Genomic DNA, 21,919 nt, shown 5'->3' with positions numbered 1-21,919 from the left:
AATGCCTACAGTAAATCAATTAGTAAAATACGGGCGTACGAAAGAAAATAATCGCACGAAATCTCCGGCTTTGCAGGCTTGCCCGCAACGTCGCGGTGTGTGTACCCGTGTTTATACCACCACCCCGAAAAAGCCGAACTCTGCTTTACGCAAGGTGGCCCGTGTAAAATTGACTTCTAAAGTCGAAGTAACCGCTTATATTCCAGGTGTGGGACACAACCTGCAAGAACACTCTATCGTGCTCGTGCGCGGTGGCCGTGTAAAAGACTTGCCGGGTGTGCGTTATCACATTATCCGCGGCGCGTTAGATGCGTCCGGTGTGGAAAATAGAAAACAAGGTCGTTCACTCTATGGTGTGAAGAGACCCAAAGCTGGAAAATAAGAGGAGAAATAAGATATGCCTAGAAAAGGTTTAAGACCCCGTGACAGAAGACCGCAGCCGGCTCCGGATTTCAAACACAATTCCGTGTTAGTGGCGCGCTTTGTCAATAAACTCAATTTTGAAGGAAAAAAAGCAACCGCTGAACGCATTTTAAATGATGCGCTTAACATCATTGCCGAAAAAACGAAAGAAGACGGTGTAGCCGTTTTCAATAAATGCATTGAAAACGTACGCCCCTTGGTGGAAGTAAAAGCCCGCCGCGTCGGCGGTGCCACGTATCAAGTGCCCACCGAAGTTAAGCCCTTGCGCAGCACGTCGTTGGCGATGCGCTGGTTAATCGGCGCCGCTCAAAGCCGCAAAGGCCGCCCGATGGCGGAAAAACTCGCCGAAGAAATCATCTTGGGCTCCAAAAAAGAAGGCACGGCTTTCAAGAAACGTGAAGACGTGCACAAAATGGCCGAAGCCAACCGTGCTTTTGCCCATTTCAAATGGTAAGCTGGGACTAAGATATGGCTGAGTTTAAAACCTATCCTTTGAATAAAATTCGTAACATTGGTATTATCGCTCACATTGATGCCGGTAAGACCACTACATCTGAACGCATTTTGTACTACACGGGCAAAGTGCACAAAATCGGCGAAACGCACGATGGTGCTTCCGTAACCGACTGGATGGAACAGGAACGCGAAAGAGGTATTACTATTACTTCTGCCGCTATTTACTGTGTGTGGAAAGACTGCCAGCTCAACATTATTGACACTCCGGGACACGTGGACTTCACGGCCGAAGTGGAACGTTCTTTGCGTGTGCTCGATGGTGCCATCTGCTGTTTCGACGGTGTACAGGGTGTAGAACCCCAATCCGAAACGGTGTGGCGTCAGTCCGATAAATACCATGTACCGCGTATTGCTTACATCAATAAAATGGACCGCACGGGTGCTGATTTCTTCCGCTCCGCTAACTCCATTAAAGAAAAATTGGGTGGTAATGCCTGCCCGATCCAAATCCCCATTGGAGCCGAAGATAAATTCGTCGGCGTGGTAGATTTGGTTAAAATGAAAGGTATTATTTGGGATGGCGACCATAACGGTGCTACCTTTAACTATGTAGATATCCCGGCCGACCTGAAAGAAACCGCTGAAAAATATCGTACCGAAATGATTGAAAAACTCGCCGATTTCGACGAAAATATCATGGAACGCTATTTGAACGGCGAAACCAACTTTACCGAAGATGAAATCAACAAGGCCATTCGTGCCGGCACGCTGACGGGTAAATTCTTCCCGGTGGTGTGTGGTTCTTCTTATAAAAACAAAGGCGTGCAGCCGCTGCTGGACTGCGTGAACCTCTATCTTCCCTCTCCTGAAGATATCCCGCCTGTAAAAGGAACCAACCCGGACAATGGCGAAGAAACCACCCGCAAAGCTTCTAACAAAGAACCGTTCTGCGGACTCATCTTCAAAGTCCAGACCGATCCTTTCGTCGGTAAACTCAGCTATTTCCGCATCTATTCCGGTGTGCTCAAAGCAGGCGATACGATTTTGTTCCCTGCCAAACGCGCAACCGAACGTGTAGGCCGTATGATGCGTATGATGGCCGATAAACGCGAAGAAGTGAAAGAACTCGGTGCCGGTGAAATTGCCGCTACCGTAGCTATTAAAAACTCTCAAGTCGGTCAAACCATCTGCTCTCCGGACGCTCCGATTATCTTGGAAAGCATCACCTTCCCGGAACCGGTTATCTCCGTAGCCGTAGAGCCGAAGTCTAAAGAAGACGAAGAAAAGATGGGTATCGCTTTAGGACGCTTGGCGGAAGAAGACCAAACCTTCCGCGTCCGCACCGACGAAGAAACGGGTCAAACCGTTATTTCCGGTATGGGTGAACTTCACTTGGACATCATCGTGGACCGCATGAAACGCGAATTCAACGTGCAAGCCAACGTGGGTGCCCCGCAAGTGGCCTATCGCGAAACGATTACCAAAACTGTACAACAGGAAACCAAGTTCGTACGTCAGTCCGGTGGACGTGGTCAATATGGTCACGTACTGCTCAGGCTTGAACCGCAGGAAAAAGGCAAAGGGTTTGAATTCGTCAACGAAATCACTCAAGGCCGTATTCCGAAAGAATATATCCCGGCTATTGAAAAGGGTTGCCGCGAAGCGCTGGACTCCGGTGCTTTGGCCGGTTACCCCTTAGTGGATATTAAAGTAGCGGTGTACGACGGATCCTTCCACGAGGTAGACTCCTCCGAAATGGCCTTTAAGATTGCCGCTTCTATGGCACTTAAAGACGGCGCGAAAAAAGCCAACCCGATTATCTTGGAGCCGATTATGAAAGTAGAAGTTGTTGCTCCGGAAGCCAACTTGGGCGACATCATCGGGGACTTGAGCTCCCGCCGCGGTCAAATCGGCGAGATGGGTGTACGCGGAAACGTCCGCTACGTAAAAGCGGAAGTACCGTTGGCCGAAATGTTCGGTTACGCTACCAATGTACGCTCTCTATCTCAAGGCCGTGCCTCTTTCACGATGGAACCGAGCCACTATGCTGAAGTACCGGGCAATGTGGCTAAGGCAATCGTAGAAAAGAGAACCGCCGCCAAAGCTGCCTAATAACAGCTTCTACAGTTGTAATTTACAAAACCCCGCTCGTTCGAGCGGGGTTCTGTGTCTTTAAAAAGTCTCTTAAACAATACAGAGGCTTTTTTCTCCTAAATAGGGTAGTTTTTAGGAGAATATGTAACTTAGAATTGTGACCAAGTCACATGTGTACTAGTTATAGAGACAGGACGTCCATACATACTTTTGACTAATTCTTTATCCATCGGTTGGAAATCCTTGATAACTGCTTTATATCCAGTTACTTCTACAGTATAGGTTTTGTGCAAGCAGATACCCAGCAAACATAAATCACGTTTTTTAGTGGTATTGTATGTTGGAGCTACGATATATTCCGCTTTGTTTTTGCTTAAAGCATCATAAATAGCCCCCCGGGTGCATTCATCCCACGCTATATTTCCTTTGCTGACTTGTAAACTGGCTCCGAAATTTTGGCTAGCGGGCTTTTTGGTATAGAGGCCGCCTACCCAGCTTTCACAAACAGCAACACCCTTGATGGGTTGCAACACTTGCATATCAGCTTGCATAGGATACGCAGCAATACTGTCGTGAGAGAGTTTTATGGCTTCTTTGCCAGTATGCCGGTTGAAAGTACTGCATCCGGTTAATAAGACCGCCATTAAAAGAACTGGCATTATTTTCTTCATCTTCTTCTCCTTATTTTTTCGAGCCCAAGACAACAAAAACGGCTGTTGTACTTGAGCTAATGACGCTAACCCAAAATACAACAGCCGTGGTTTGCTATCATTCGATGATGATAGCAAACACTCGGCACCACACTTCCGAGGGATCAGCTCGGACGTGCAGTGCCTAAAACGACTGCTTTTGGAGCGTCATTATGCCGGCAGATTTCTGCCAGCTATCCGTATTCTACATACGGTTCCAAAAACAGATCAAATTGTAATACTTCTTTACTACTTTTTAGTATAACAAATTTTGAATTTACTTATACAACTGTTTTTCCAAATCGCCATATTTACTTATCTAAAAATCGTATAGGCGTAATACGCTTCCGTCATATATTAAATCACCGCTTTGCATAAGCATTTGGCAAAAATCTCCCGCCACGGTAATATCTGCTTTCTTTTCTGCGCAAAGTAGTGTCTCGCGTGGAATATGATTATTATCGTGTTGAAACCAGATTGCAAAACCGCCCCCTTTATATGTTCCGTTTAACCGGCCGATATTGATTCCCGTATGAGAAGGGGGATTAGTGGTTAATTGTAAAGACCAATCCTTGTTGGATAAAACGTCTTTGGTGAGTGAGGATTCATACCAATTCGTTTTGCCGGTCCATGGCGGAGATACAGATAAATCGGAAAAGAAAGAGGGCCATGTACCGTTGGCCATTTGATATTCTATAGCGGCCTGATAAAGAGATTTAAGCATAACAACCGCTTGGCCCGTTTTGCTTTTTTCTACCGCTTTTTCATATTGCGACAAAGCAATGGCGGCCAAGATACCAATAATTATGACCACTACCAACAGTTCAATAAGTGTGAACCCCTTTTTTATCATCTTAGCCTACTTATATAATTTGCTATCTAATTCTGTTCGTTGGGCGGCGGCTTTTTCAATGTTCTTTTTTGCATTGATTATGTCTTGGACAGATTGGCTGGGGGATTGGTTCCCGGTCATGACTGTTAAGTTTTTTTGATAGGTTTTAATCATAAAAACCATCACGGTCATAATTAAGGCCAGCGCAATCAGCATCCCTAAAAAAGACATTCCTTTTTTGTTTAACATATTAAATAATCTCCTTAGTGGGGAGGCCTTTCAAGTCAATGTTTTCATCGCGCATGGGTTTCAAATCTGTCACGGCTGTTAAGTGTACCGCTAGCACCACTTCTTTGCCTTTTTTGCCAATGGCATTACGCACGGAAGCCAAGGTTTGCCCCGTAGCCAAAATATCATCAATGTAAATAAAATGATTGTGCTTTTCCAACAAATCGCCATCCATTTCCATATTATAGGTGGAATATTCATTGGTAATACGGAAGGAATAGGGATTGTTGGGAATTTTGCCGTTTTTGCGGATTAGCAATAGGGGCAGTTTTAAACGGTCCGCCACCGGCGCGCTAAATACAAACCCGCGAGATTCGGGCGTGATAATAGCGGCTTGCTTTAATTGTTCGGCCGGCAAAGATTGTTTGATCGTTTCGCAAAATTTTTCAATTACTGCTGTAAAATAGTGCGGCGTAGCCAGCAGGCCGTTAATATCAATAAAATTAACTCCCTTAATGGGATAATCTTTTACAATCGTTAGTCCGTATTTATTAGTCATAAAAAATCCTTTAATACAATATATAAATATCTTTACAACAAACCTCAATTATTATACAATATAAACAAGCGAATTTAAGCTGTGTTTTATGTGCCATGGTGAACGCACTAAAAAACATAGCGCAAATAGCCCCTAATTTGGTACAATGTTATAGTACTGAAGTAGGAAAAAGGCAAAAAATTCCTAACTGTTCCGTCGGGAAAACGGAGGCAGTGTGGGGTTTTCTGCCGATAAATTTTTTTTAGAAAAGAGTAATCTTAAGGAAACTAAAATGGCAGAAAAAACTGAAAAGAAAGCGAAAATTCTCAGCCAAGAAAGAATTCGCATCAAACTGCGCTCCTATGATCACCGCATGCTAGACAACAGTGTTGCCCGCATCGTTGAAACTGCGCAGAAAACTGGCGCCATTGTCGCCGGTCCGGTTTTGTTGCCGGTGCGTATTAAGAAGTACACCGTACTTCGTTCTCCGCATACCGACAAGAAATCCCGTGAGCAGTTTGAGATGCGTATTCACAAACGGCTGATTGACTTGAAAAGCCCCACCTCTAAAACTGTGGACGAACTCATGAAACTGGATTTGCCCGCTGGTGTAGATGTGGCTATTAAAAGCAACTAATAAAGGAAACAAATAAGTATGGCAGAAGAAAACAAAAATGCTGCTGGTGCCCAAGAGGCAACTCCCGTTGCTGAAGCGGCCAAAGCAGAAACTGTCAAAGAAGCTCCGGCTACGTTACGTTTTGTAATCGGCGAAAAAGTGGGCATGACCCAGCTCTTTGATGAAAAAGGCAATCTGCATGGTGTGTCTGTAGTAAAGGCAGGCCCCTGCAAGGTTGTGCGTGTCAGAACCCAAGAAAAAGACGGCTACAATGCTGTCTGTATCGGTTTTGGCGAAGTGAAAGAAAGCAAATTAAATAAGCCCGAACTCGGCTATTTCAAAAAAGCCAACACGACTCCGGTCCGCCACCTCAAAGAACATCGCGTGGCTGACGTTAACGGTTTTGAAATCGGTCAAGTCATTTCACTCGAAAAAATTTTTAGACCCGGCGACTATGTTGACGTGCAGGGTAGCATTAAAGGCCACGGCTTTGCCGGCGGTATGAAACGCCACGGCTTTGCCGGTCAACCTGCTACGCACGGTCAATCTGACAGAGCGCGTGCACCAGGCGGTTTAGCCTCTCGCCGCTCTTTGGGTAAAGTACTTTCCGGTCAACGCATGGCTGGCCACTATGGTACCACCACCCACACCGTCGCTAAAATTGAAGTTATCAAAGTGGACAATGAAAACAATTTGCTGTTCTTAAAAGGCTCCGTACCGGGTGCCAAAGGCAGCATTGTGTCTGTTTTGGAAACTTCCAAGAATAGAAAACATGTAGTAGCCCCGATTGTGCAGAAAATCTCTGCTTCTAAGGCTGCTAACAAGAAGTAAGGACTTTGACCATGGAAACGAAAGTTTTAGATATTAAAGGTAAAGAACAGGGTTCTATTAACTTGCCCGATAGCTTATTCGGTGTCAAGGCGAACCCGACCTTCCTTCACGAAGTCATCACCGCTTTCTTGGCTAACCAAAGAAGTGGTACAGCGGATGTAAAAACCCGCTCTGAAGTGTCCGGCACCGGTAAGAAACCGTGGAAACAGAAAGGCACCGGCCGCGCCCGTCAAGGTAGCTTGCGTGCCCCGCAATTCCGCCATGGTGGTGTGGCTTTTGGGCCGACCCCGCATTCTTTCCGTCAGGACCTTCCCGTCGCCAAACGCCGCGCTGCGGTGGCGCAATCTTTGTCTGCTAAATTTGCCGAAGGCAATATCGTTGTCCTCGACAATTTAACTTTCAAAGAAGCCAAAACCAAAGCATTTGCCGATATGCTCCATGTAATTGCTGCCGGCCGCAAACCGCTCGTGCTTGCTGATTTAGACAACACGACCCGTTTAGCCAGCCGCAACATTGCGGGACTAACGCAATTGGCGCCGAAAGACACCAACGCTTATGCCGTACTCAACAGCAGCAAAGTCATCTTGACCAAAGAAGCTGTGGATACCTTGGCTAAAACGTTTGTGAAGGAGGCCAAATAAGTATGAGAACCTACAGCATTTTAAAGAAACCTCTTTTGACAGAGAAAAGCCTTGTGGAACGCGACAACAATAACCGCTACGGTTTTGTGGTAGCGAAAGATGCTTCCAAAGGCGAAATTAAAACAGCCGTAGAAAAAATCTTCAACGTTACTGTCGTTAAGATTAACACCATTGCCGTGCGTGGCAAAATGCACCGCATGGGCCGGTTTGAAGGAAAAAGACCGGACTACAAAAAAGCCTTTGTAACGTTGAAAGAAGGCGATAAAATCGAAGTGGTAGAAGCCACTGCGAAGTAGAATAAGGAGAACTACTAACTATGCCTATTAAATCATTTAGACCTTATACTCCTTCCCGCAGAACGATTACGGTGTCTGATTTCTCCGACATCACCAAAACGACTCCGGAAAAGAGATTAACCAAAGGTCTGCGCAAAACCGGCGGACGCAATAACACTGGTATGATCATGGTACGCCATATCGGCGGCGGTCATAAACGCGCATACAGACAAATCGATTTTAAGAGAGAAAAACACGGCGTGCCGGCCACGGTCGTTTCTATTGAATACGACCCGAACCGCAGCGCTCGTATCTGTCTCTTGAAATATGCCGACGGCGATAAACGCTACATCTTGCACCCGATTGGAGTAAAAGTGGGTGATACTTTGATGAGCGGTCCTCAAGCGGATATTAAAGTGGGTAACTGCCTTGCACTCAAAAATATTCCGGAAGGTACTTTTATCCACGCCATTGAATTAAAAGTCGGCAAAGGCGCACAACTAGCGCGCAGTGCCGGTTCCCAAGGCCAATTAATGGCTAAAGAATCGGACTATGCTCACATCAAAATGCCGTCTGGCGAAATTCGCCTGGTCCCCAGCTCTTGCTGCGCGACCATCGGTCAAGTGGGCAACGTGGATCACGCTAACGTGGTCTTCGGTAATGCCGGCCGCAAACGCCATATCGGTGTCAAACCGACGGTACGCGGTAGCGCCATGAACGCAGTAGATCACCCGATGGGTGGTGGACGTGGTCATGGTAAGGGTGGTAACATCCCTCGCTCTCCGTGGAACCAACCGGCCCGCGGCTTAAAGACCCGCTCTACCAAGAAAGTGTGGGGCTGGATGATCGTCAGCGATAGACGCAAAAACAAGGTTAAATAACTATGGGAAGATCAACTAAAAAAGGTCCTTATGTGGATTTAAACCTGTTGGAAAAGGTTCAAAAAATGAATGCTTCCAACGAAAAGAAACCTATCAAAACGTGGGCGAGAGCTTGCACGATTATTCCGGAATTTGTGGGCCATACATTTTTGGTACACAACGGACGGAAATTCCTGCCCATCTACATCTCTGAGAGAATGGTAGGTTATAAACTCGGTGAATTCTCTTTCACCCGTTTGTTCAAAGGCCATGGTGGTATGACCAAAGACTCCACCGCCTTGAAATAAGAGTTGAGGATTGGATATGGAAGCTTGTGCAAAAGCTAAATTTCAACGCTACGGCAGCCGCAAGGTGAACCTGGTATTGGACCAAATCCGCGGTAAAAACGTCAAGGCGGCGGAAGATGTACTTCCGTTTATCGCCAAACGCACCGCTGATTTAGTAGCCAAAACGATTCACAGTGCTGCCGCGAACTTAGAAGTCAAAGCTGGTAAAAAGCTGGACTTCAGCAAAATCTTCATTAAAGAAGCATTTGCAAACTTGGGCCCCAGCGGCCACTTGAAACGGATTCAACCGGGCCCGCAAGGCCGCGCCATGCCGTATAAAAAGAGCATGTGCCACTTAACGGTCATTGTTTCCGACGAAAAAAAGGGAGGTCGCTAAACTATGGGACACAAAATTCACCCGCGATCTATTAGACTGGGTTATATTCAAGATTGGCGTTCCCGCTGGTTCGCCCCCAAGAATATGCCGGCCTTGATCATGGAAGATTTCCAGATTCGCAAGATCGTGGACGACAAATTTAAAATGGCCGCCATCAGCTATGTAGGTATTGAACGTGCCGGTGCTTTCTTGCGCCTGAACATTCATACCGCTCGCCCGGGTGTGGTCATCGGTAAAAAAGGTGCCGATATTGAAGCCTTGCGCAAAGAAATCGAAACCTTGACCGGAAGCAAAACTTTCGTCAATGTTATCGAAATCAAAAATCCGGAAACGGATGCGCAATTAGTGGCTCAAAATATCGCCCAACAACTTGAAAAACGCGCTCACTATGGAGCAGCCATGAAAAAGGCTATTGAAAAAGCCTTGCAAGGTAAAGCCTTGGGTATTAAAATCATGGTGTCTGGCCGTTTAGGCGGCGCGGAAATTGCTCGCACGGAATGGAAACGTGAAGGCCGCGTGCCTTTACACACCTTGTGTGCGGACATTGACTATGGTTTCACCGAAGCGCAAACCGTCAGCGGCAAAATCGGCATCAAAGTTTGGATTTTCAAACGGACGCATTTTGCCAAATCTCCCAAAGAAATCATGAACGAACTCAAAAAACAACATCGTGATATGTTAGAGGGAAATGTTGACGCCGGCGTCGTAGAAGCCGCGGTGGAGACCAAATAGAGGAATTTACTTATGTTGATGCCTAAAAGAGTAAAATATCGCAAACCGCATAGCGCGCCCCGCATTAAGGGTAACGCAACCCGCGGTGCTACCGTGGTATTCGGTGAATTCGGCTTAAAGGCCTTGGAACCGAAATGGATTACCGCGCGTCAAATTGAAGCGGCCCGTATTACGCTGTCCCGTTTTATCAAGAAAAAAGGTAAACTCTGGATTCGCGTTTTCCCCGATAAGGCCATCACCAAACACCCTGCCGAAACCCGTATGGGTAAAGGTAAAGGTGCTCCGGACCATTGGGTGGCCGTCGTAAAACCGGGAACCATCTTGTTTGAATTGGAAGGTGCTACGTTGGAAGATACACAACGTGCTATGCGCCTGGCTTCTGACAAGCTCCCGATTAAGACCAAATTGGTAGCGAGAAGATAGTATGAAGACCAAAGAAAAAGAAGCTTTGAAAAATAAAACCGTGGCCGAGCTCAAAGAAGCGTTGGCCAAGGCGCAAGAAAAGAAATTTAACCTTCTTTTCAAACATAGCACCACCCCGCTTTCTAACCCGTTAGAAATCCGGGCGGTCAGACGCGAGATTGCTCTTCTGCAAACGCTGATTAACCAGAAAGAAGAGAAATAAGAGGTTTATATGGAAAAGAATGAAACCCGCGGTTTGAGAAAGGTACTCACCGGTGAAGTGGTATCAGACAAGATGAACAAGACCCGCGTCGTCAAAGTGGAACGCTTAGTTCGTCACGGTCTGTATAGCAAAACTTTGAAAAGAGCGACCAAATATCATGCTCACGATGAAGCCAATGAAACCAAAATCGGCGACAAAGTGGAAATCATGAGCTGCCGTCCGCTCTCGAAAACGACCAAGTGGCGTATTTCCAAAATTGTGGAAAAAGCCCAGGCCTAGTATTTGTTAGCAAAATACGGAGTTAATGTATGATTCAAATTAGAAGCATCGTCAACGTGGCTGACAATTCCGGCGCCCGCAAAGTGCAATGCTTTAAGGTGCGCGGCGGCCACCATCGGGATATCGCAACTCTGGGAGACGTCGTGATGTGCTCCGTTCGGGATGCGATCCCTACTTCCGCCATTAAGAAAGGCGACGTGGTACGTGCCGTAGTAGTGCGCGTAGCCCGTGAAAAAAGACGCAAAGACGGTTCCTATATTCGTTTTGATGACAACGCTGTTTGCATCATTAACGACAATGGCGAACCCAAAGGTACACGTGTGTTCGGGCCGATTGCGAGAGAACTTCGCGAAAAGAACTTCTTGAAAATCATCTCGCTGGCACCGGAGGTAGTCTAATATGCAAATCAAGAAAAAAGATACCGTGCTCGTTATTGCGGGCAAAGACAAAGGTAAGAAAGGTGAAGTGAAATCCGTCAATCCGTCTAAAAATACGGTGACGGTAGTGGGTATCAATATGATTTCCAAACACGTGAAACCTTCTCAAAACAAACAGGGCGGCATTCAAAAGATGGAAGCGCCGTTAGATGCTTCCAATGTCGCCGTCGTTTGTGGCAAATGCAAAAAAGCCATGACCCCCAAAATCAAAATTTTGGACAACGGCGAAAAAGTGCGTGTCTGCCGCAAATGCAACGAGACGCTTATTTAATCTAGGTACATAACATGACTAAAGAAACGAAAAAAACAACCAAGACCGCGTCCGACTATCAGCCGACCCTGCAGAAACTCTACAAAGAGAAAGTACTGCCGGCCTTGCTGAAAGACATGGGTGTTAAAAGCCCGATGGCCGCGCCTAAATTGGAAAAGATTGTCATCAATATCGGTGTAAAAGAAGCCAGAGAAGATATTAAAGCGCTTGATATCGCTAAGGATGATTTGACGGCTATTGCCGGTCAAGCCAGCCAAGTGCGCCGCGCTAAAAAATCTATTTCCAACTTCAAACTGCGTGAAGGTATGCCTATCGGCGTACGTGTTACCCTGCGTGGGGCTCGCATGTATGAATTTATGGAACGCTTCATCAATATTGCCTGCCCGCGCATTCGCGACTTTCAGGGTTTTAATCCGTCTTTTGACGGCCGCGGCAATTTGAACTTGGGCATTAAAGAACATTATATTTTCCCTGAAATTGATGTGGAAAAATCGCCCAAAGCCTATGGTATGAACATTACGTTTGTTACCAGCGCCAAGAACGACCAAGACGGCAACTTGCTGATGCAATATATGGGTATGCCGTTTAAAAAGTCGGCCAAATAAGGAGCAGAATATATGGCTACGAAAGCATGGGTTGCAAAAATGGCCAAGGACCAAAAGTTCGCAGTACGCTACCATAACCGGTGCCAAATCTGCGGTCGTTCCCGCGGGTATTACCGCGATTTCGGTCTTTGCCGTATCTGCCTGAGAAAAATGGCACACCAGGGTTTGATCCCGGGTCTGAAAAAATCGAGCTGGTAAACACAGGAGGAGGCAGCTGCTGGAAGTTAACTCCGAACAGGAAAGTAATTTACAGTGCCGCCTGAATATATGGATCCAATTGCAGATTTCTTGACCAGAATCAGAAACGCAAATATGAAGAAAAAAGAAAAAGTGGATATCCCTTTTTCTAAAATTAAAACGGAAATTGCGCGCATCTTGAAAGAAGAAGGTTATATTGCCAACTTCAAAGCCGTGCATAACGAAACCAAGGGTGGCGTGGTCCGCGTATTTTTGAAATATACGCCGGAAAACGAATGTGTCATCCAAGGGTTGCGCCGCGTTTCCAAACCGGGCCAACGGGTGTACAGCGCGTACAATAATATCCCCAAAGTCCGTGGTTCTTTTGGTATCACGATTTTATCTACGTCCAAAGGTATCATGACCGACGCACAAGCCAAAGCTGACAAAATCGGTGGCGAACTCTTGTGCCAAGTTTGGTAAGGAGGGAATATGAGCAGAATTGGTAAAAAAGTAATCAATGTTCCCGCCGGTACTAAAGTAGATGTCAAAGGCCAAATCATTACCGCAACGGGCAAATTAGGCACCTTGTCCTATACCGTTCCGGCCGATGTCCAAATCAAATTGGATAACGGAACTTTGACCTTGTCTATCGACGAAAAACGTGCCAAAGAATTAAACGCCATTCACGGTACTACTCGCGCCAACGTGTTTAATATCGTAGAAGGTGTCACCAACGGTTTTAGCAAAAACTTGGAAATCAACGGTTTGGGTTATCGTGCTTCCGTAGCCGGCAAAAAGCTGACTTTGGAACTCGGTTTTTCTCATCCGGTGGTGATGGAAGTGCCGGCCGGATTAACCGTCGTGGCTGACCCCAAGAGCAACCTGTTGGAAATTAAAGGCAGCAATAAATTTGAAGTAGGTGATTTTGCCGCCAAAATCCGCCGCATCCGCCCGCCAGAGCCGTACAAAGGCAGCGGTATCAAATATCAAGGCGAACATATTGCTCGCAAAGCTGGTAAGACCGCGGCAGGAGGCAAATAATTATGGCTACTAAACAAGAAAGATATCAATTCAGAAAAGACAGAAGCCGCAAACACCTGCTCGCGGCAGCCGGTGCACATCGCCCGCGCTTGTCTGTCTACAGAAGCTTAAAATATATCTACGCCCAAATCATTGACGACAATACGCACAGCACTTTAGTGTCTGCAACGACTTTGTCTAAAGAATTGGAAGGTAAGTTTGAAACTTCCGGTAAAAGCGTAGAAGCTGCCAAAGCCTTAGGTGCTGTGATTGCTAAAAAGGCTTTGGAAAAAGGTATTACCGAAGTCATGTTCGACCGCGGCGGCCGCGTATATCACGGCAGAATCAAAGCCTTGGCTGATGCTGCGCGCGAAGCAGGACTCAAATTCTAAGTAAGGTGAATTTAATGACCAACGAAATGAAAAAAGAAGCGAAAGGCAAAAAAGCCGAGTTTCAAAAGGTGAAACCCGCATCCGAAGGGAAAACCACCGTTATTCACGTGGCCCGCACGGCTAAAGTGGTAAAAGGTGGTAAACGCTTTGGTTTCCGCGCCTTAGTTGTAGTGGGCAACGGAGAAGGAAAAGTGGGTGTCGCCATCGGTAAAGCTAACCAAGTTCAGTTAGCCATTGGCAAAGCTGAAACCCATGCCCGCAAACACATGGTTACTTTCCCTGTCGTAGGGGATACGATTCCGCACGAAGTTATCGGCCGTTTCGGTGCTGCCTCTGTGTGGATGAAACCTGCCGCTCCGGGAACCGGTGTAATCGCCGGTGCCGGTGTGCGTTTGGTGTTTGAAGCCGCTGGTATCAAAGACGTCTTGGCCCGCAGCTTGGGAAGCAATAACCCTTGCAACTTGGTCTATGCAACGTTAGAAGCGTTGAAAATGCTCAAAAATAAAGAAACAGTCAACGCCATCCGCGGCAAAGCCGATAAAACGGCTCAAGCCGCTGTAGAAGAAGCCCCTGCAGCAGAAGCGGCGGCCAATTAGTTTGGAGGAAACACTATGGTAACCTTAAATAAACTTTTCCCTAAACACGGATCCCGCAAACCCCGCAAACGCTTGGGGTTAGGTGCTGCCTCGGGTCTTGGTAATTATTGCGGTAAAGGAATGAAAGGTCAAACTTCTCGTTCCGGTAATACCCGCAAAGAAAGTAAAGCCGGCGGTCAAATGCCGCTCGTGCGCCAAACCCCGAAAAGCGGTTTTTCTAACAAAGATTTTGCTCGTCGGTTTGACTATGTCAATGTAGGTACTTTGGAAAAATTGTTCAAAGCCGGTGCGGAAGTAACGCCGGAAGCTTTGAAAAAAGCCGGTGCCATTCATGACCAAACCAGCGTGAAAATCTTGGGCATGGGCGAACTGTCCAAAGCTCTGAAAGTATCCGCTCACGGTTTTTCTAAAACGGCCAAAGCCGCTATTGAAAAAGCCGGCGGAAACGTAACTGTACTTGAAAAGAAGACCAAATAATGGAAAACAATACAGTGGCGAATATTTTTAACGCTCCCGAGCTCAAGAAGAGACTTCTCTTCGTGCTCGGGGCGTTGGCCGTTTTCCGTTTAGCGGCCGCCATCCCCATACCGGGGATCAATACCGATGTCTTGCGCCAATTATTTGCCGCGCATGAAAACGGTATTTTGGGCTTTATGAATATTTTTTCCGGCGGTGCGCTGGGAAAATTCTCCATTTTAGCCCTCGGCATTATGCCTTACATCAACGCATCCATTATTATCAGCTTGGTGCGCGGTGCTCATATTTTCCCTGCGCTGGACCGTATGCATAAAGAAGGCGAAGCCGGTCGGCGGAAAGAAAACCAAATTACCCGAATATTCACGCTGTTTTTGGCGGCGATGCAAGGCGCTATGATGACCTTCGCCATCACCAAGGTAGAAGGAGCCGGCGGGGTGTCTGCCGTAGTTAACCCGTCCGTTTTCTTTTTCATTACGACTGTACTGACCTTGTGTGCCGGTACGATGTTTGTGATGTGGCTGGGTGAACAAATTACGGAAAAGGGCGTCGGAAACGGTATCTCATTGATCATTTTTGCGGGTATCATGGACCGCTTGCCCAGTGCCATTATGGAAGTCATCAGCCGCGTACAAGCCGATGAAATGGATTTCTTTATGGCCATGGTTATTTTTGGTGCGGCGATTGTAATTACCGGACTGGTTGTATGGTTGGAAACAGCTCAACGCCAAATTCCGGTGCAATATGCCAAGCGTCAAGTCGGCAATAAAATGTATGGTGGGCAAACCAGTTATTTACCGCTCAAGATTGATCAGAGCGGCGTAATCGCGGTAATCTTTGCCTCCTCTGTTATTTCCTTGCCGTTGACAATAGCCAGCTTTAACCGTGATGCCGCGTGGGCACAACGGTTGTTAGAATTTATGAGCCATAACAGTATATGGTATATGGTACTGTTCTCTGCGCTCATTATTTTCTTCTGCTATTTCTACAACTCCATGACCATTAATCCGGCTGATTTGGCCGATAATATGAAGAAATGGGGCGGTTTTATTCCGGGAATTCGTCCGGGAGAACCTACCAAGAATTATATTGAGTGGGTGATGAACCGCTTGACGTTCTGTGGTGCAATTGCGGTATGTCTGATCGCAGTATTACCGGATTTCTTCCGCGCAGAATTTAACGTGGATTTCTATTTCGGTGGTACGGCGTTACTGATTGTGGTCGGTGTTGCATTGGATACGGTCAGCCAAATTCAAGCACACTTGCTGGCCCGCAATTACGAGCCGCTGCTCAAAGGCAGTAAGAAAATTAAAGGCCGTTGGTTTAATGTGGGCCAATAAGCTCACGGCAATAATTTGAACTTTTGCGTTTAAGCTCTTAGGGGTTTAAACGCAAAAGCCGTCTTAAGAGGAAACAAAATGGATATTGTACTGATGGGTGCTCCAGGTGCCGGAAAAGGTACACAGGCCGAACGTTTAGAACAAACATTGCACTACACGCATATTTCTACAGGTGATGTGTTGCGTAAAGAAATTGCGTCCGGTAGTGAATTGGGGAAAAAGGTTTCGGCTATCATCAGCAAAGGGGATTTAATTTCTGATGAGTTGATGCTGTCCATTTTGAAGCAAGTTGTTTCAACTGCCAAAGGGGATATTATTTTTGACGGTTTTCCCCGCACGGTAGTACAAGCAGAGATGTTGGACAAAATGTTGGCAGAGTTGGGACGCAAACTGGGCAAAGTAATTGAAATCGCTTTGCCGGATGAAGTGGTAGTAGCCCGCTTATCTGCCCGTAAACAATGCAAGTTGCCCAGCGGTGAAACAAAACAAATTGGTCCTAATTTTTCATTGGAAGATTGTGCCGCACAAGGCGGGGAAGTGTTTACGCGCAAAGACGATATGCCGCAAAGTATTGCCCACCGTTTGTCTGTATATCATAAACAAACGGAACCGGTGATGGATTTTTATAAAAAAGCGGGCCGGTTTGTGGCTGTCAAAGGGGATCAAACCCCGGATCAAGTTTTGGCTGATTTGTTAGCGGTATTGAAGGCATAGATTATGATAGAAGTTAAAAATGAGCACGAATTGCAATTAATGCGCAACGCAGGAAAAGTAACTGCGGCCGTGCTTGAAAAAATGACACAAGCGGTTAAGCCGGGAGTGTCAACACTCGATTTGGACGAAATAGCCGAAAAAACGATCCGTTCCTTCGGAGCGGTGCCGCTTTTTTTGGGCTATGGTGGATTTCCGGGAAGTATTTGTGCGTCCATTAATGAAGAAGTCGTGCACGGAATCCCCAAAAAAGGTAGAATATTAAAGAGTGGTGATATTATCAGTATCGATACAGGAGCCAAGCTTGACGGTTTCTGTTCGGATGCCGCGATCACCCTCGGCGTCGGCAAAGTTTCTGAGGAAGCCCAACGATTGATGGATGTGACAAAAAAGTCACTTTATAAAGCCATCGGGCTAGTCAAACCGGGTATCCGGCTAGGAGATATCGGACACGCGGTGGAGACTTATGCCGAGCAACAGGGCATGGGCGTGGTACGCGATTATTGCGGCCACGGCATTGGCCGTACGATGCATGAGGAGCCTTCTATTCCGAATTTCGGAAAACCGGGCACCGGTCCTGTTTTACAGGCAGGCATGGTACTTGCCATTGAACCAATGCTTACAGCGGGAACATGGAGAGTCAGGCAGCTTAGTGACGGTTGGACGGTGGTCACGCGGGACGGCAGTTATGCGGCCCACTTTGAACATACGGTAGCAGTCACAGCTCACGGCAGTGAAATTTTTACTGCTTTTGAATAAACTTAGTTTATTCTGAAATTTAACCCAAACCGGAGATGTATGAGCGATAAAATAGAAGTTGAAGGCAAAGTCTTAGAATCCTTGCCAAACGCGATGTTTAAAATTGAAATCCCGGGCGGCAAAATTATTCTAGGACACATATCCGGGAAAATGAGAGTGCATCATATAAGAATTTTGCCCGGAGACAAAGTGAAATTAGAATTGTCCCCGTATGATTTAACCAAAGGCAGAATAACTTATAGGGAGAAATAAATGAAAGTCAGAGCTAGTGTAAAAAAGATATGCCAAAAATGCAAAATCATTAAACGCAATGGCGTCGTGCGTGTGGTGTGTGAAGTTGCTAAACACAAACAGCGCCAAGGTTAATTTAAGGAGTATTCATAGAATATGGCTAGAGTCGCAGGTATTGATTTACCGAAAAATAAAAGAATTGATGTAGCGTTGGAATATATTTACGGCATCGGCAAGAAAAACGCCAAAGAAGTGCTTGCTAAATTGGATGGCCAAATTGACCCCGCTACCCGCGTCAAAGACCTCACCGAACAACAGGCCGGTCTTTTGAACACCATCTTACAGAAAGAATATAAGGTGGAAGGTGAATTGCGCCGTGAAGTGGCACAAAATATTCACCGCTTTATTGAGATTGGTTCGTACAGAGGCCAACGCCACCGCAGAAATCTGCCCGTGCGTGGTCAACGTACCAAAACCAACAGCCGCACCCGCCGCGGACGCCGCAAAACTGTCGGTTCCAAGGCTGCTGCAAAATAAATTAATTTTTAGGATTTAAATTATGGCAGAAGAAAAAGAAACTCAAACCACTGCTGCGGAAACAAAAGCCCCCGCAGCTGCAAAAGGCAAAAAGAAAAATGCCAAAGCGCCGGCCTTCGGTGTGGTGCATATTTACTGTTCGTTTAACAACACCATTGTAACGGTGTCTGACGATAAAGGTAACACCATCGCTTGGTCTACCGCCGGTTCTCACGGTTTTAAGGGTACCAAAAAGAGCACGCCGTTTGCTGCTCAGATTACCTGCAATAAAGCCGCTGAAAAAGCCGTTGCATTAGGAATGCGCGAAGTGGCCGTAAAAGTATGCGGCCCGGGTCAAGGACGTGAAACGGCAGTTCGTGCTGTACAACAAGCCGGACTGACAGTTTCTTCCATTAAAGATGTAACCCCCATCCCGCATAACGGATGCAGACCCCCTAAAGCACGGAGAGTATAAGATTTATGTCTAGAAATACTGAAGCTAGCTGCAAAAAATGCAGAAAATTAGATTGCAAATTGTTCCTCAAAGGAACCAAATGCTATACCAACTGCGTCATCGATAAATTGGCTTCCGCCAAATTGCGCGGTGGGAAAGCTGCCGGCAAAGTACGCCGCGCTAAATTATCCGAGTATGGTGTGCGCTTGCAAGAAAAACAGAAAGCACGCTTCCAATCCGGCATGTCGGAAATTCCGTTCCGCAACATGTTTGATAAAGCGGCTAAATTGCAAGGACAAACCGGTGAAAATTTCTTGCGTTTGCTAGAAACCCGCTTGGACAACATCGTGCGCCGCATTGGTTTTGCTGTGTCACTCAAAACAGCTCGCCAATTGGTATTGCATGGTGCTGTAACCGTTAACGGGAAAGCCGTCAATGTGCCTTCTTTCCAAGTAAAACCGGGCGACAAAGTGGTTTTGAATTCCGCTTTGGCTGAAAATGCCATGATTAAGCAAGGGTTGTTGGAAACTGAAAAACGCAATCAACGCCCCAGCTTCTTGGAATATGACGCCGAAAAATTGACCGGCAAATTGCTGCGCTGGCCGGATCGGGCAGAAATGTCCTATCCCGTCAATGAACAGCTCATTGTAGAATACTACTCTAAATAAGCGTGGAGGATGAGATGGCTTTTAATGAATTAGTTCTTCCCCAGAAAATTCAATTGGATGAAAAAACAGCTTCGGACCGCTACGGTAAGTTTACCGCCGAGCCCTACGAAAGCGGCTATGGCCATACAGTAGGAAATTCCTTGCGCCGGATTTTACTTTCCGGTATGGAAGGAGCAGCTGTTACAGCCGTACGCATCAGCGGGGCCATTCACGAATTTACCACGCTGCCTAACGTGCGGGAAGACGTTATCAACATCTTGCTCAATTTGAAACAATTGCGCATTAAGATGGACCACAAAAACCGCGAATATGTTACCTTGTCTGCTACTAAAGCCGGCCCGGTAACCGCTGCCGATATTGAAGAAGTGGACGGCGTAAGCATTATTAACAAAGACTTACAACTGGCCACCTTGGAAGTAGGCGGAAGCTTGGAAATGGAAATTGAAATTTCCCGCGGTAAGGGATACGTTCCTGCAGAAGATTTGGCCAAAATCCAACGCCCTGCTGGTTTTATTCCTGTAGATGCGCTGTTCTCTCCGATTGTGAAAGTGCACTACGATGTAGAACCGGCCCGCGTCGGACAGAAAACCGACTATGACCGCTTGATCTTGGAAATCACCACTGACGGTACCTTAGAGCCGGCCCGTGCTTTGCACCGCGCCGCGGTATTGCTCTCTGGCTCCTTGCATATTTTCACCATTGAAGGTGAAGAACCGGGCACCGTGGCTGTCAGCACGGCTGCTGATATGCAAACGGAACCGATTTCTATGACCGGCAGTGTCAGCGGGGCCACTCCCGTCAATTCCAAATTGGAAGACACGTTAAACCAGTCAATCGAATTTATTGAGCTTTCTTCTCGCTCTATTAATTGCTTGAAATCCGAAAACGTCAACACGGTACGTGATTTGGTCAAAATGACCGAAGACGACTTGAAGATGATTAAGAATTTCGGTGCTAAATCAATGGACGAAATTAAAGAAAGACTCAGTGAAATGAATTTGACACTGGGTATGAAAATTTAGGGTACGACCCATTTAAAGGATTGTAAAGATGATTAAAAATACCGGATACCGTAAACTCGGCAAAACTTCTTCTCACAAGAATGCGATGCTTAAAAATATGGCTACCAGCATTATCTTGCACGAAGAAGTCAAAACCACGTTGCCTAAAGCTAAAGAAGTGCGCCGCGTGGTAGAAGGCTTGATTACTTTGGCTAAAGCCAACAATCACTTAGCCGTCAAAGATACATTGAAAGATAAAGACGCCTACAAGAAATTGTTTGATGTGTTGGCGGCTCGTTATCAAAACCGCGCGGGTGGATTTACCCGCATTTATCGTGCGGGTGTTCGCCAAGGCGACAACGCACAAGTGGCCATTATTAAATTGGTGGACTAAATGGTGCTAGACTATCTGGGCGGTTTATTTTCTTCAGACCTGGGGATGGACCTCGGCACAGCCAACTGTCTGATTTATGTTAAGGACAAAGGCATCGTGTTGCGGGAACCGTCTGTAGTGGCTGTAGAAAGAGAAACCGGTGAAGTAAAAGCGGTAGGAGCGAAAGCCAAGCAGATGTTGGGCCGTACGCCCGCGAACATTATTGCTGTGCGTCCCTTGAAAAACGGCGTCATTGCTGATTTTGAAGTGACGCAAGAAATGATTCGCTACTTTATCCGCAAAGTACATAGCCGCAGCAGTTTATTGCGGCCCCGGATTGTAATTGGCATTCCCTCTGATATTACCGGCGTAGAAAGACGGGCTGTGGATGACGCAGCCCGCCAAGCCGGTGCGCGGGAAGTCTACTTAATTGAAGAGCCTATGGCCTCTGCGATGGGAGCGGATTTGCCCATTGCGGAACCGCATGCCAGCATGATTGTGGATATCGGCGGCGGTACTACGGAAGTAGCCGTTATTTCTTTAGGCGGCATGGTGGTGGCTAAATCTATTGATGTGGCCGGCGACGAACTGACGGAATGCATCGTGCAATACTTCCGTAAAAAATACAATTTGATTATCGGAGAAACGACAGCCGAAGAAGTGAAAATAAACTTAGGCTCTGTTTATCCGCTCAAAGAAGAAAAATCTATGGCAGTGAAAGGACGCGACCAGACGCAAGGTTTGCCGCGTACTTTAACCGTCACTTCAGAGGAAATCCGTCAAGCCTTGATGGAGCCGGTTCGTTCCATTATAGACATTATTAAGACTACTTTGGAAGAAACCCCGCCGGAATTAGCAGCTGACCTAGTGGACAGAGGCTTAGTAGTGGCAGGTGGTGGTAGTTTGCTGCGCGGTATTACGGATTTGATCCGCAAAGAAACTGATATTCCTGTACATCGTGCGGCAGATCCTTTGAGTTGTGTAGCGTTAGGTACCGGCCGCTTCTTGGAACAGTTAAACGAGAAAGGTTCGCGTTTCTTTAACAACAGAAACAAATCTTATTAAGTTTGATATCAACAAAAGCGGAC

The 21,919-nt window shown here is 46.6% G+C and carries 38 protein-coding genes; 34 read left to right on the top strand and 4 right to left on the bottom strand.

From position 1 onward, the window contains the following. Position 1: 1 nt before the first annotated feature. From rpsL to fusA, 3 genes are read left to right on the top strand one after another with little or no spacing between them, the layout of a single operon-like run. Positions 2 to 382: a 30S ribosomal protein S12 gene (gene rpsL, locus IKN49_07555; GenBank protein ID MBR3632890.1), complete on the top strand. Its 381-nt coding sequence runs from the start codon at positions 2 to 4 to the stop codon at positions 380 to 382. 15 nt (positions 383 to 397) lie between these two features. Further along, positions 398 to 877, top strand: a complete 480-nt coding sequence (gene rpsG, locus IKN49_07550) for a 30S ribosomal protein S7 (GenBank protein MBR3632889.1) — start codon at positions 398 to 400, stop codon at positions 875 to 877. A gap of 14 nt (positions 878 to 891) precedes the next feature. Next, entirely contained in the window at positions 892 to 2,991 is a 2,100-nt protein-coding gene (gene fusA / locus IKN49_07545; protein MBR3632888.1) for an elongation factor G, read from the top strand. 131 nt (positions 2,992 to 3,122) lie between these two features. Here fusA and IKN49_07540 read toward each other — a convergent pair whose 3' ends face one another. The 4 genes from IKN49_07540 to IKN49_07525 form a co-directional block, all read right to left on the bottom strand. After that, positions 3,123 to 3,644: a hypothetical protein gene (locus tag IKN49_07540; protein MBR3632887.1), complete on the bottom strand. Its 522-nt coding sequence runs from the start codon at positions 3,642 to 3,644 to the stop codon at positions 3,123 to 3,125. Between the two features lie 337 nt (positions 3,645 to 3,981). Beyond that, entirely contained in the window at positions 3,982 to 4,512 is a 531-nt protein-coding gene (locus IKN49_07535) for a prepilin-type N-terminal cleavage/methylation domain-containing protein (GenBank protein MBR3632886.1), read from the bottom strand. Between the two features lie 9 nt (positions 4,513 to 4,521). Continuing rightward, on the bottom strand, positions 4,522 to 4,743 hold the full coding sequence (locus IKN49_07530; GenBank protein MBR3632885.1) for a hypothetical protein: 222 nt from the start codon (positions 4,741 to 4,743) through the stop codon (positions 4,522 to 4,524). A 1-nt stretch (position 4,744) separates the two neighbouring features. Then, positions 4,745 to 5,281, bottom strand: a complete 537-nt coding sequence (locus IKN49_07525; GenBank protein MBR3632884.1) for a hypothetical protein — start codon at positions 5,279 to 5,281, stop codon at positions 4,745 to 4,747. A gap of 271 nt (positions 5,282 to 5,552) precedes the next feature. Here IKN49_07525 and rpsJ point away from each other — a divergent pair, with 271 nt between their 5' ends. The 31 genes from rpsJ (at position 5,553) to IKN49_07370 (ending at position 21,896) form a co-directional block, all read left to right on the top strand. Beyond that, positions 5,553 to 5,897: a 30S ribosomal protein S10 gene (gene rpsJ / locus IKN49_07520; GenBank protein MBR3632883.1), complete on the top strand. Its 345-nt coding sequence runs from the start codon at positions 5,553 to 5,555 to the stop codon at positions 5,895 to 5,897. Between the two features lie 18 nt (positions 5,898 to 5,915). Beyond that, positions 5,916 to 6,707 (top strand): 50S ribosomal protein L3, encoded by a 792-nt coding sequence (gene rplC / locus IKN49_07515; protein MBR3632882.1) that lies wholly within the window; start codon positions 5,916 to 5,918, stop codon positions 6,705 to 6,707. 11 nt (positions 6,708 to 6,718) lie between these two features. Next, the gene (gene rplD / locus IKN49_07510) at positions 6,719 to 7,348 is read left to right on the top strand and encodes a 50S ribosomal protein L4 (protein MBR3632881.1); all 630 of its coding nucleotides are present in this window, start codon (positions 6,719 to 6,721) and stop codon (positions 7,346 to 7,348) included. Between the two features lie 2 nt (positions 7,349 to 7,350). Continuing rightward, positions 7,351 to 7,644: a 50S ribosomal protein L23 gene (locus IKN49_07505; protein ID MBR3632880.1), complete on the top strand. Its 294-nt coding sequence runs from the start codon at positions 7,351 to 7,353 to the stop codon at positions 7,642 to 7,644. 20 nt (positions 7,645 to 7,664) lie between these two features. Next, complete coding sequence (gene rplB, locus IKN49_07500; GenBank protein ID MBR3632879.1) at positions 7,665 to 8,504, top strand: 50S ribosomal protein L2; 840 nt, start codon at positions 7,665 to 7,667, stop codon at positions 8,502 to 8,504. Positions 8,505 to 8,506: 2 nt separating this feature from the next. Further along, on the top strand, positions 8,507 to 8,791 hold the full coding sequence (gene rpsS / locus IKN49_07495; GenBank protein ID MBR3632878.1) for a 30S ribosomal protein S19: 285 nt from the start codon (positions 8,507 to 8,509) through the stop codon (positions 8,789 to 8,791). A gap of 16 nt (positions 8,792 to 8,807) precedes the next feature. After that, entirely contained in the window at positions 8,808 to 9,167 is a 360-nt protein-coding gene (rplV, locus tag IKN49_07490; GenBank protein ID MBR3632877.1) for a 50S ribosomal protein L22, read from the top strand. Between the two features lie 3 nt (positions 9,168 to 9,170). Continuing rightward, positions 9,171 to 9,899 (top strand): 30S ribosomal protein S3, encoded by a 729-nt coding sequence (gene rpsC, locus IKN49_07485; protein ID MBR3632876.1) that lies wholly within the window; start codon positions 9,171 to 9,173, stop codon positions 9,897 to 9,899. A gap of 12 nt (positions 9,900 to 9,911) precedes the next feature. Continuing rightward, positions 9,912 to 10,322: a 50S ribosomal protein L16 gene (rplP, locus tag IKN49_07480; GenBank protein ID MBR3632875.1), complete on the top strand. Its 411-nt coding sequence runs from the start codon at positions 9,912 to 9,914 to the stop codon at positions 10,320 to 10,322. 1 nt (position 10,323) lies between these two features. Then, positions 10,324 to 10,524 (top strand): 50S ribosomal protein L29, encoded by a 201-nt coding sequence (rpmC, locus tag IKN49_07475; protein MBR3632874.1) that lies wholly within the window; start codon positions 10,324 to 10,326, stop codon positions 10,522 to 10,524. Between the two features lie 9 nt (positions 10,525 to 10,533). Beyond that, complete coding sequence (gene rpsQ / locus IKN49_07470) at positions 10,534 to 10,803, top strand: 30S ribosomal protein S17 (protein MBR3632873.1); 270 nt, start codon at positions 10,534 to 10,536, stop codon at positions 10,801 to 10,803. Positions 10,804 to 10,832: 29 nt separating this feature from the next. Then, entirely contained in the window at positions 10,833 to 11,201 is a 369-nt protein-coding gene (gene rplN, locus IKN49_07465) for a 50S ribosomal protein L14 (protein MBR3632872.1), read from the top strand. 1 nt (position 11,202) lies between these two features. Next, complete coding sequence (rplX, locus tag IKN49_07460) at positions 11,203 to 11,511, top strand: 50S ribosomal protein L24 (protein MBR3632871.1); 309 nt, start codon at positions 11,203 to 11,205, stop codon at positions 11,509 to 11,511. Positions 11,512 to 11,525: 14 nt separating this feature from the next. Continuing rightward, a complete protein-coding gene (rplE, locus tag IKN49_07455; GenBank protein ID MBR3632870.1) occupies positions 11,526 to 12,116 on the top strand; it encodes a 50S ribosomal protein L5 in 591 nt (196 codons plus the stop codon). 12 nt (positions 12,117 to 12,128) lie between these two features. Then, entirely contained in the window at positions 12,129 to 12,314 is a 186-nt protein-coding gene (locus tag IKN49_07450) for a type Z 30S ribosomal protein S14 (protein ID MBR3632869.1), read from the top strand. Between the two features lie 69 nt (positions 12,315 to 12,383). Next, a complete protein-coding gene (gene rpsH / locus IKN49_07445; protein MBR3632868.1) occupies positions 12,384 to 12,776 on the top strand; it encodes a 30S ribosomal protein S8 in 393 nt (130 codons plus the stop codon). A gap of 9 nt (positions 12,777 to 12,785) precedes the next feature. After that, the gene (gene rplF, locus IKN49_07440) at positions 12,786 to 13,337 is read left to right on the top strand and encodes a 50S ribosomal protein L6 (GenBank protein MBR3632867.1); all 552 of its coding nucleotides are present in this window, start codon (positions 12,786 to 12,788) and stop codon (positions 13,335 to 13,337) included. Between the two features lie 2 nt (positions 13,338 to 13,339). Continuing rightward, positions 13,340 to 13,708 (top strand): 50S ribosomal protein L18, encoded by a 369-nt coding sequence (locus tag IKN49_07435; protein MBR3632866.1) that lies wholly within the window; start codon positions 13,340 to 13,342, stop codon positions 13,706 to 13,708. Positions 13,709 to 13,722: 14 nt separating this feature from the next. After that, positions 13,723 to 14,304, top strand: coding sequence for a 30S ribosomal protein S5 (gene rpsE, locus IKN49_07430; protein ID MBR3632865.1), 582 nt, complete (start codon positions 13,723 to 13,725; stop codon positions 14,302 to 14,304). A 15-nt stretch (positions 14,305 to 14,319) separates the two neighbouring features. Then, a complete protein-coding gene (gene rplO / locus IKN49_07425) occupies positions 14,320 to 14,781 on the top strand; it encodes a 50S ribosomal protein L15 (protein ID MBR3632864.1) in 462 nt (153 codons plus the stop codon). Next, positions 14,781 to 16,118: a preprotein translocase subunit SecY gene (secY, locus tag IKN49_07420; protein MBR3632863.1), complete on the top strand. Its 1,338-nt coding sequence runs from the start codon at positions 14,781 to 14,783 to the stop codon at positions 16,116 to 16,118. Before rplO ends, secY begins: the two co-directional genes overlap by 1 nt. A 78-nt stretch (positions 16,119 to 16,196) precedes the next feature. Beyond that, positions 16,197 to 16,832: an adenylate kinase gene (locus IKN49_07415; GenBank protein ID MBR3632862.1), complete on the top strand. Its 636-nt coding sequence runs from the start codon at positions 16,197 to 16,199 to the stop codon at positions 16,830 to 16,832. A 3-nt stretch (positions 16,833 to 16,835) separates the two neighbouring features. Continuing rightward, on the top strand, positions 16,836 to 17,588 hold the full coding sequence (map, locus tag IKN49_07410; protein ID MBR3632861.1) for a type I methionyl aminopeptidase: 753 nt from the start codon (positions 16,836 to 16,838) through the stop codon (positions 17,586 to 17,588). A 39-nt stretch (positions 17,589 to 17,627) separates the two neighbouring features. Beyond that, positions 17,628 to 17,840 carry a translation initiation factor IF-1 gene (infA, locus tag IKN49_07405; protein MBR3632860.1) on the top strand — a complete coding sequence of 71 codons (213 nt, stop codon included), beginning with the start codon at positions 17,628 to 17,630 and terminating at the stop codon, positions 17,838 to 17,840. Then, complete coding sequence (gene rpmJ / locus IKN49_07400; GenBank protein MBR3632859.1) at positions 17,841 to 17,954, top strand: 50S ribosomal protein L36; 114 nt, start codon at positions 17,841 to 17,843, stop codon at positions 17,952 to 17,954. It begins immediately after the preceding gene. 21 nt (positions 17,955 to 17,975) lie between these two features. Next, entirely contained in the window at positions 17,976 to 18,356 is a 381-nt protein-coding gene (gene rpsM, locus IKN49_07395) for a 30S ribosomal protein S13 (protein ID MBR3632858.1), read from the top strand. Between the two features lie 22 nt (positions 18,357 to 18,378). Beyond that, a complete protein-coding gene (rpsK, locus tag IKN49_07390; protein ID MBR3632857.1) occupies positions 18,379 to 18,810 on the top strand; it encodes a 30S ribosomal protein S11 in 432 nt (143 codons plus the stop codon). A 5-nt stretch (positions 18,811 to 18,815) separates the two neighbouring features. Next, positions 18,816 to 19,457 carry a 30S ribosomal protein S4 gene (gene rpsD / locus IKN49_07385; GenBank protein MBR3632856.1) on the top strand — a complete coding sequence of 214 codons (642 nt, stop codon included), beginning with the start codon at positions 18,816 to 18,818 and terminating at the stop codon, positions 19,455 to 19,457. Positions 19,458 to 19,471: 14 nt separating this feature from the next. Beyond that, positions 19,472 to 20,479 (top strand): DNA-directed RNA polymerase subunit alpha, encoded by a 1,008-nt coding sequence (locus IKN49_07380; protein MBR3632855.1) that lies wholly within the window; start codon positions 19,472 to 19,474, stop codon positions 20,477 to 20,479. A 28-nt stretch (positions 20,480 to 20,507) separates the two neighbouring features. Further along, a complete protein-coding gene (gene rplQ / locus IKN49_07375) occupies positions 20,508 to 20,852 on the top strand; it encodes a 50S ribosomal protein L17 (GenBank protein MBR3632854.1) in 345 nt (114 codons plus the stop codon). Beyond that, entirely contained in the window at positions 20,853 to 21,896 is a 1,044-nt protein-coding gene (locus IKN49_07370) for a rod shape-determining protein (GenBank protein MBR3632853.1), read from the top strand. Positions 21,897 to 21,919 lie beyond the last annotated feature (23 nt).

Source organism: Elusimicrobiaceae bacterium, from assembly GCA_017528825.1.
Taxonomy (GTDB): Bacteria; Elusimicrobiota; Elusimicrobia; order Elusimicrobiales; family Elusimicrobiaceae; genus Avelusimicrobium.
This window is presented reverse-complemented; position numbering and strand designations above follow the sequence as displayed.

Coding starts and splice junctions, on each gene's coding strand:
- rpsL (MBR3632890.1), top strand. CDS start 2: ATGCCTACAGTAAATCAATTAGTAAAATACGGGCGTACGAAAGAAAAT.
- rpsG (MBR3632889.1), top strand. CDS start 398: ATGCCTAGAAAAGGTTTAAGACCCCGTGACAGAAGACCGCAGCCGGCT.
- fusA (MBR3632888.1), top strand. CDS start 892: ATGGCTGAGTTTAAAACCTATCCTTTGAATAAAATTCGTAACATTGGT.
- IKN49_07540 (MBR3632887.1), bottom strand. CDS start 3,644: ATGAAGAAAATAATGCCAGTTCTTTTAATGGCGGTCTTATTAACCGGA.
- IKN49_07530 (MBR3632885.1), bottom strand. CDS start 4,743: ATGTTAAACAAAAAAGGAATGTCTTTTTTAGGGATGCTGATTGCGCTG.
- IKN49_07525 (MBR3632884.1), bottom strand. CDS start 5,281: ATGACTAATAAATACGGACTAACGATTGTAAAAGATTATCCCATTAAG.
- rpsJ (MBR3632883.1), top strand. CDS start 5,553: ATGGCAGAAAAAACTGAAAAGAAAGCGAAAATTCTCAGCCAAGAAAGA.
- rplC (MBR3632882.1), top strand. CDS start 5,916: ATGGCAGAAGAAAACAAAAATGCTGCTGGTGCCCAAGAGGCAACTCCC.
- rplD (MBR3632881.1), top strand. CDS start 6,719: ATGGAAACGAAAGTTTTAGATATTAAAGGTAAAGAACAGGGTTCTATT.
- IKN49_07505 (MBR3632880.1), top strand. CDS start 7,351: ATGAGAACCTACAGCATTTTAAAGAAACCTCTTTTGACAGAGAAAAGC.
- rplB (MBR3632879.1), top strand. CDS start 7,665: ATGCCTATTAAATCATTTAGACCTTATACTCCTTCCCGCAGAACGATT.
- rpsS (MBR3632878.1), top strand. CDS start 8,507: ATGGGAAGATCAACTAAAAAAGGTCCTTATGTGGATTTAAACCTGTTG.
- rplV (MBR3632877.1), top strand. CDS start 8,808: ATGGAAGCTTGTGCAAAAGCTAAATTTCAACGCTACGGCAGCCGCAAG.
- rpsC (MBR3632876.1), top strand. CDS start 9,171: ATGGGACACAAAATTCACCCGCGATCTATTAGACTGGGTTATATTCAA.
- rplP (MBR3632875.1), top strand. CDS start 9,912: ATGTTGATGCCTAAAAGAGTAAAATATCGCAAACCGCATAGCGCGCCC.
- rpmC (MBR3632874.1), top strand. CDS start 10,324: ATGAAGACCAAAGAAAAAGAAGCTTTGAAAAATAAAACCGTGGCCGAG.
- rpsQ (MBR3632873.1), top strand. CDS start 10,534: ATGGAAAAGAATGAAACCCGCGGTTTGAGAAAGGTACTCACCGGTGAA.
- rplN (MBR3632872.1), top strand. CDS start 10,833: ATGATTCAAATTAGAAGCATCGTCAACGTGGCTGACAATTCCGGCGCC.
- rplX (MBR3632871.1), top strand. CDS start 11,203: ATGCAAATCAAGAAAAAAGATACCGTGCTCGTTATTGCGGGCAAAGAC.
- rplE (MBR3632870.1), top strand. CDS start 11,526: ATGACTAAAGAAACGAAAAAAACAACCAAGACCGCGTCCGACTATCAG.
- IKN49_07450 (MBR3632869.1), top strand. CDS start 12,129: ATGGCTACGAAAGCATGGGTTGCAAAAATGGCCAAGGACCAAAAGTTC.
- rpsH (MBR3632868.1), top strand. CDS start 12,384: ATGGATCCAATTGCAGATTTCTTGACCAGAATCAGAAACGCAAATATG.
- rplF (MBR3632867.1), top strand. CDS start 12,786: ATGAGCAGAATTGGTAAAAAAGTAATCAATGTTCCCGCCGGTACTAAA.
- IKN49_07435 (MBR3632866.1), top strand. CDS start 13,340: ATGGCTACTAAACAAGAAAGATATCAATTCAGAAAAGACAGAAGCCGC.
- rpsE (MBR3632865.1), top strand. CDS start 13,723: ATGACCAACGAAATGAAAAAAGAAGCGAAAGGCAAAAAAGCCGAGTTT.
- rplO (MBR3632864.1), top strand. CDS start 14,320: ATGGTAACCTTAAATAAACTTTTCCCTAAACACGGATCCCGCAAACCC.
- secY (MBR3632863.1), top strand. CDS start 14,781: ATGGAAAACAATACAGTGGCGAATATTTTTAACGCTCCCGAGCTCAAG.
- IKN49_07415 (MBR3632862.1), top strand. CDS start 16,197: ATGGATATTGTACTGATGGGTGCTCCAGGTGCCGGAAAAGGTACACAG.
- map (MBR3632861.1), top strand. CDS start 16,836: ATGATAGAAGTTAAAAATGAGCACGAATTGCAATTAATGCGCAACGCA.
- infA (MBR3632860.1), top strand. CDS start 17,628: ATGAGCGATAAAATAGAAGTTGAAGGCAAAGTCTTAGAATCCTTGCCA.
- rpmJ (MBR3632859.1), top strand. CDS start 17,841: ATGAAAGTCAGAGCTAGTGTAAAAAAGATATGCCAAAAATGCAAAATC.
- rpsM (MBR3632858.1), top strand. CDS start 17,976: ATGGCTAGAGTCGCAGGTATTGATTTACCGAAAAATAAAAGAATTGAT.
- rpsK (MBR3632857.1), top strand. CDS start 18,379: ATGGCAGAAGAAAAAGAAACTCAAACCACTGCTGCGGAAACAAAAGCC.
- rpsD (MBR3632856.1), top strand. CDS start 18,816: ATGTCTAGAAATACTGAAGCTAGCTGCAAAAAATGCAGAAAATTAGAT.
- IKN49_07380 (MBR3632855.1), top strand. CDS start 19,472: ATGGCTTTTAATGAATTAGTTCTTCCCCAGAAAATTCAATTGGATGAA.
- rplQ (MBR3632854.1), top strand. CDS start 20,508: ATGATTAAAAATACCGGATACCGTAAACTCGGCAAAACTTCTTCTCAC.
- IKN49_07370 (MBR3632853.1), top strand. CDS start 20,853: ATGGTGCTAGACTATCTGGGCGGTTTATTTTCTTCAGACCTGGGGATG.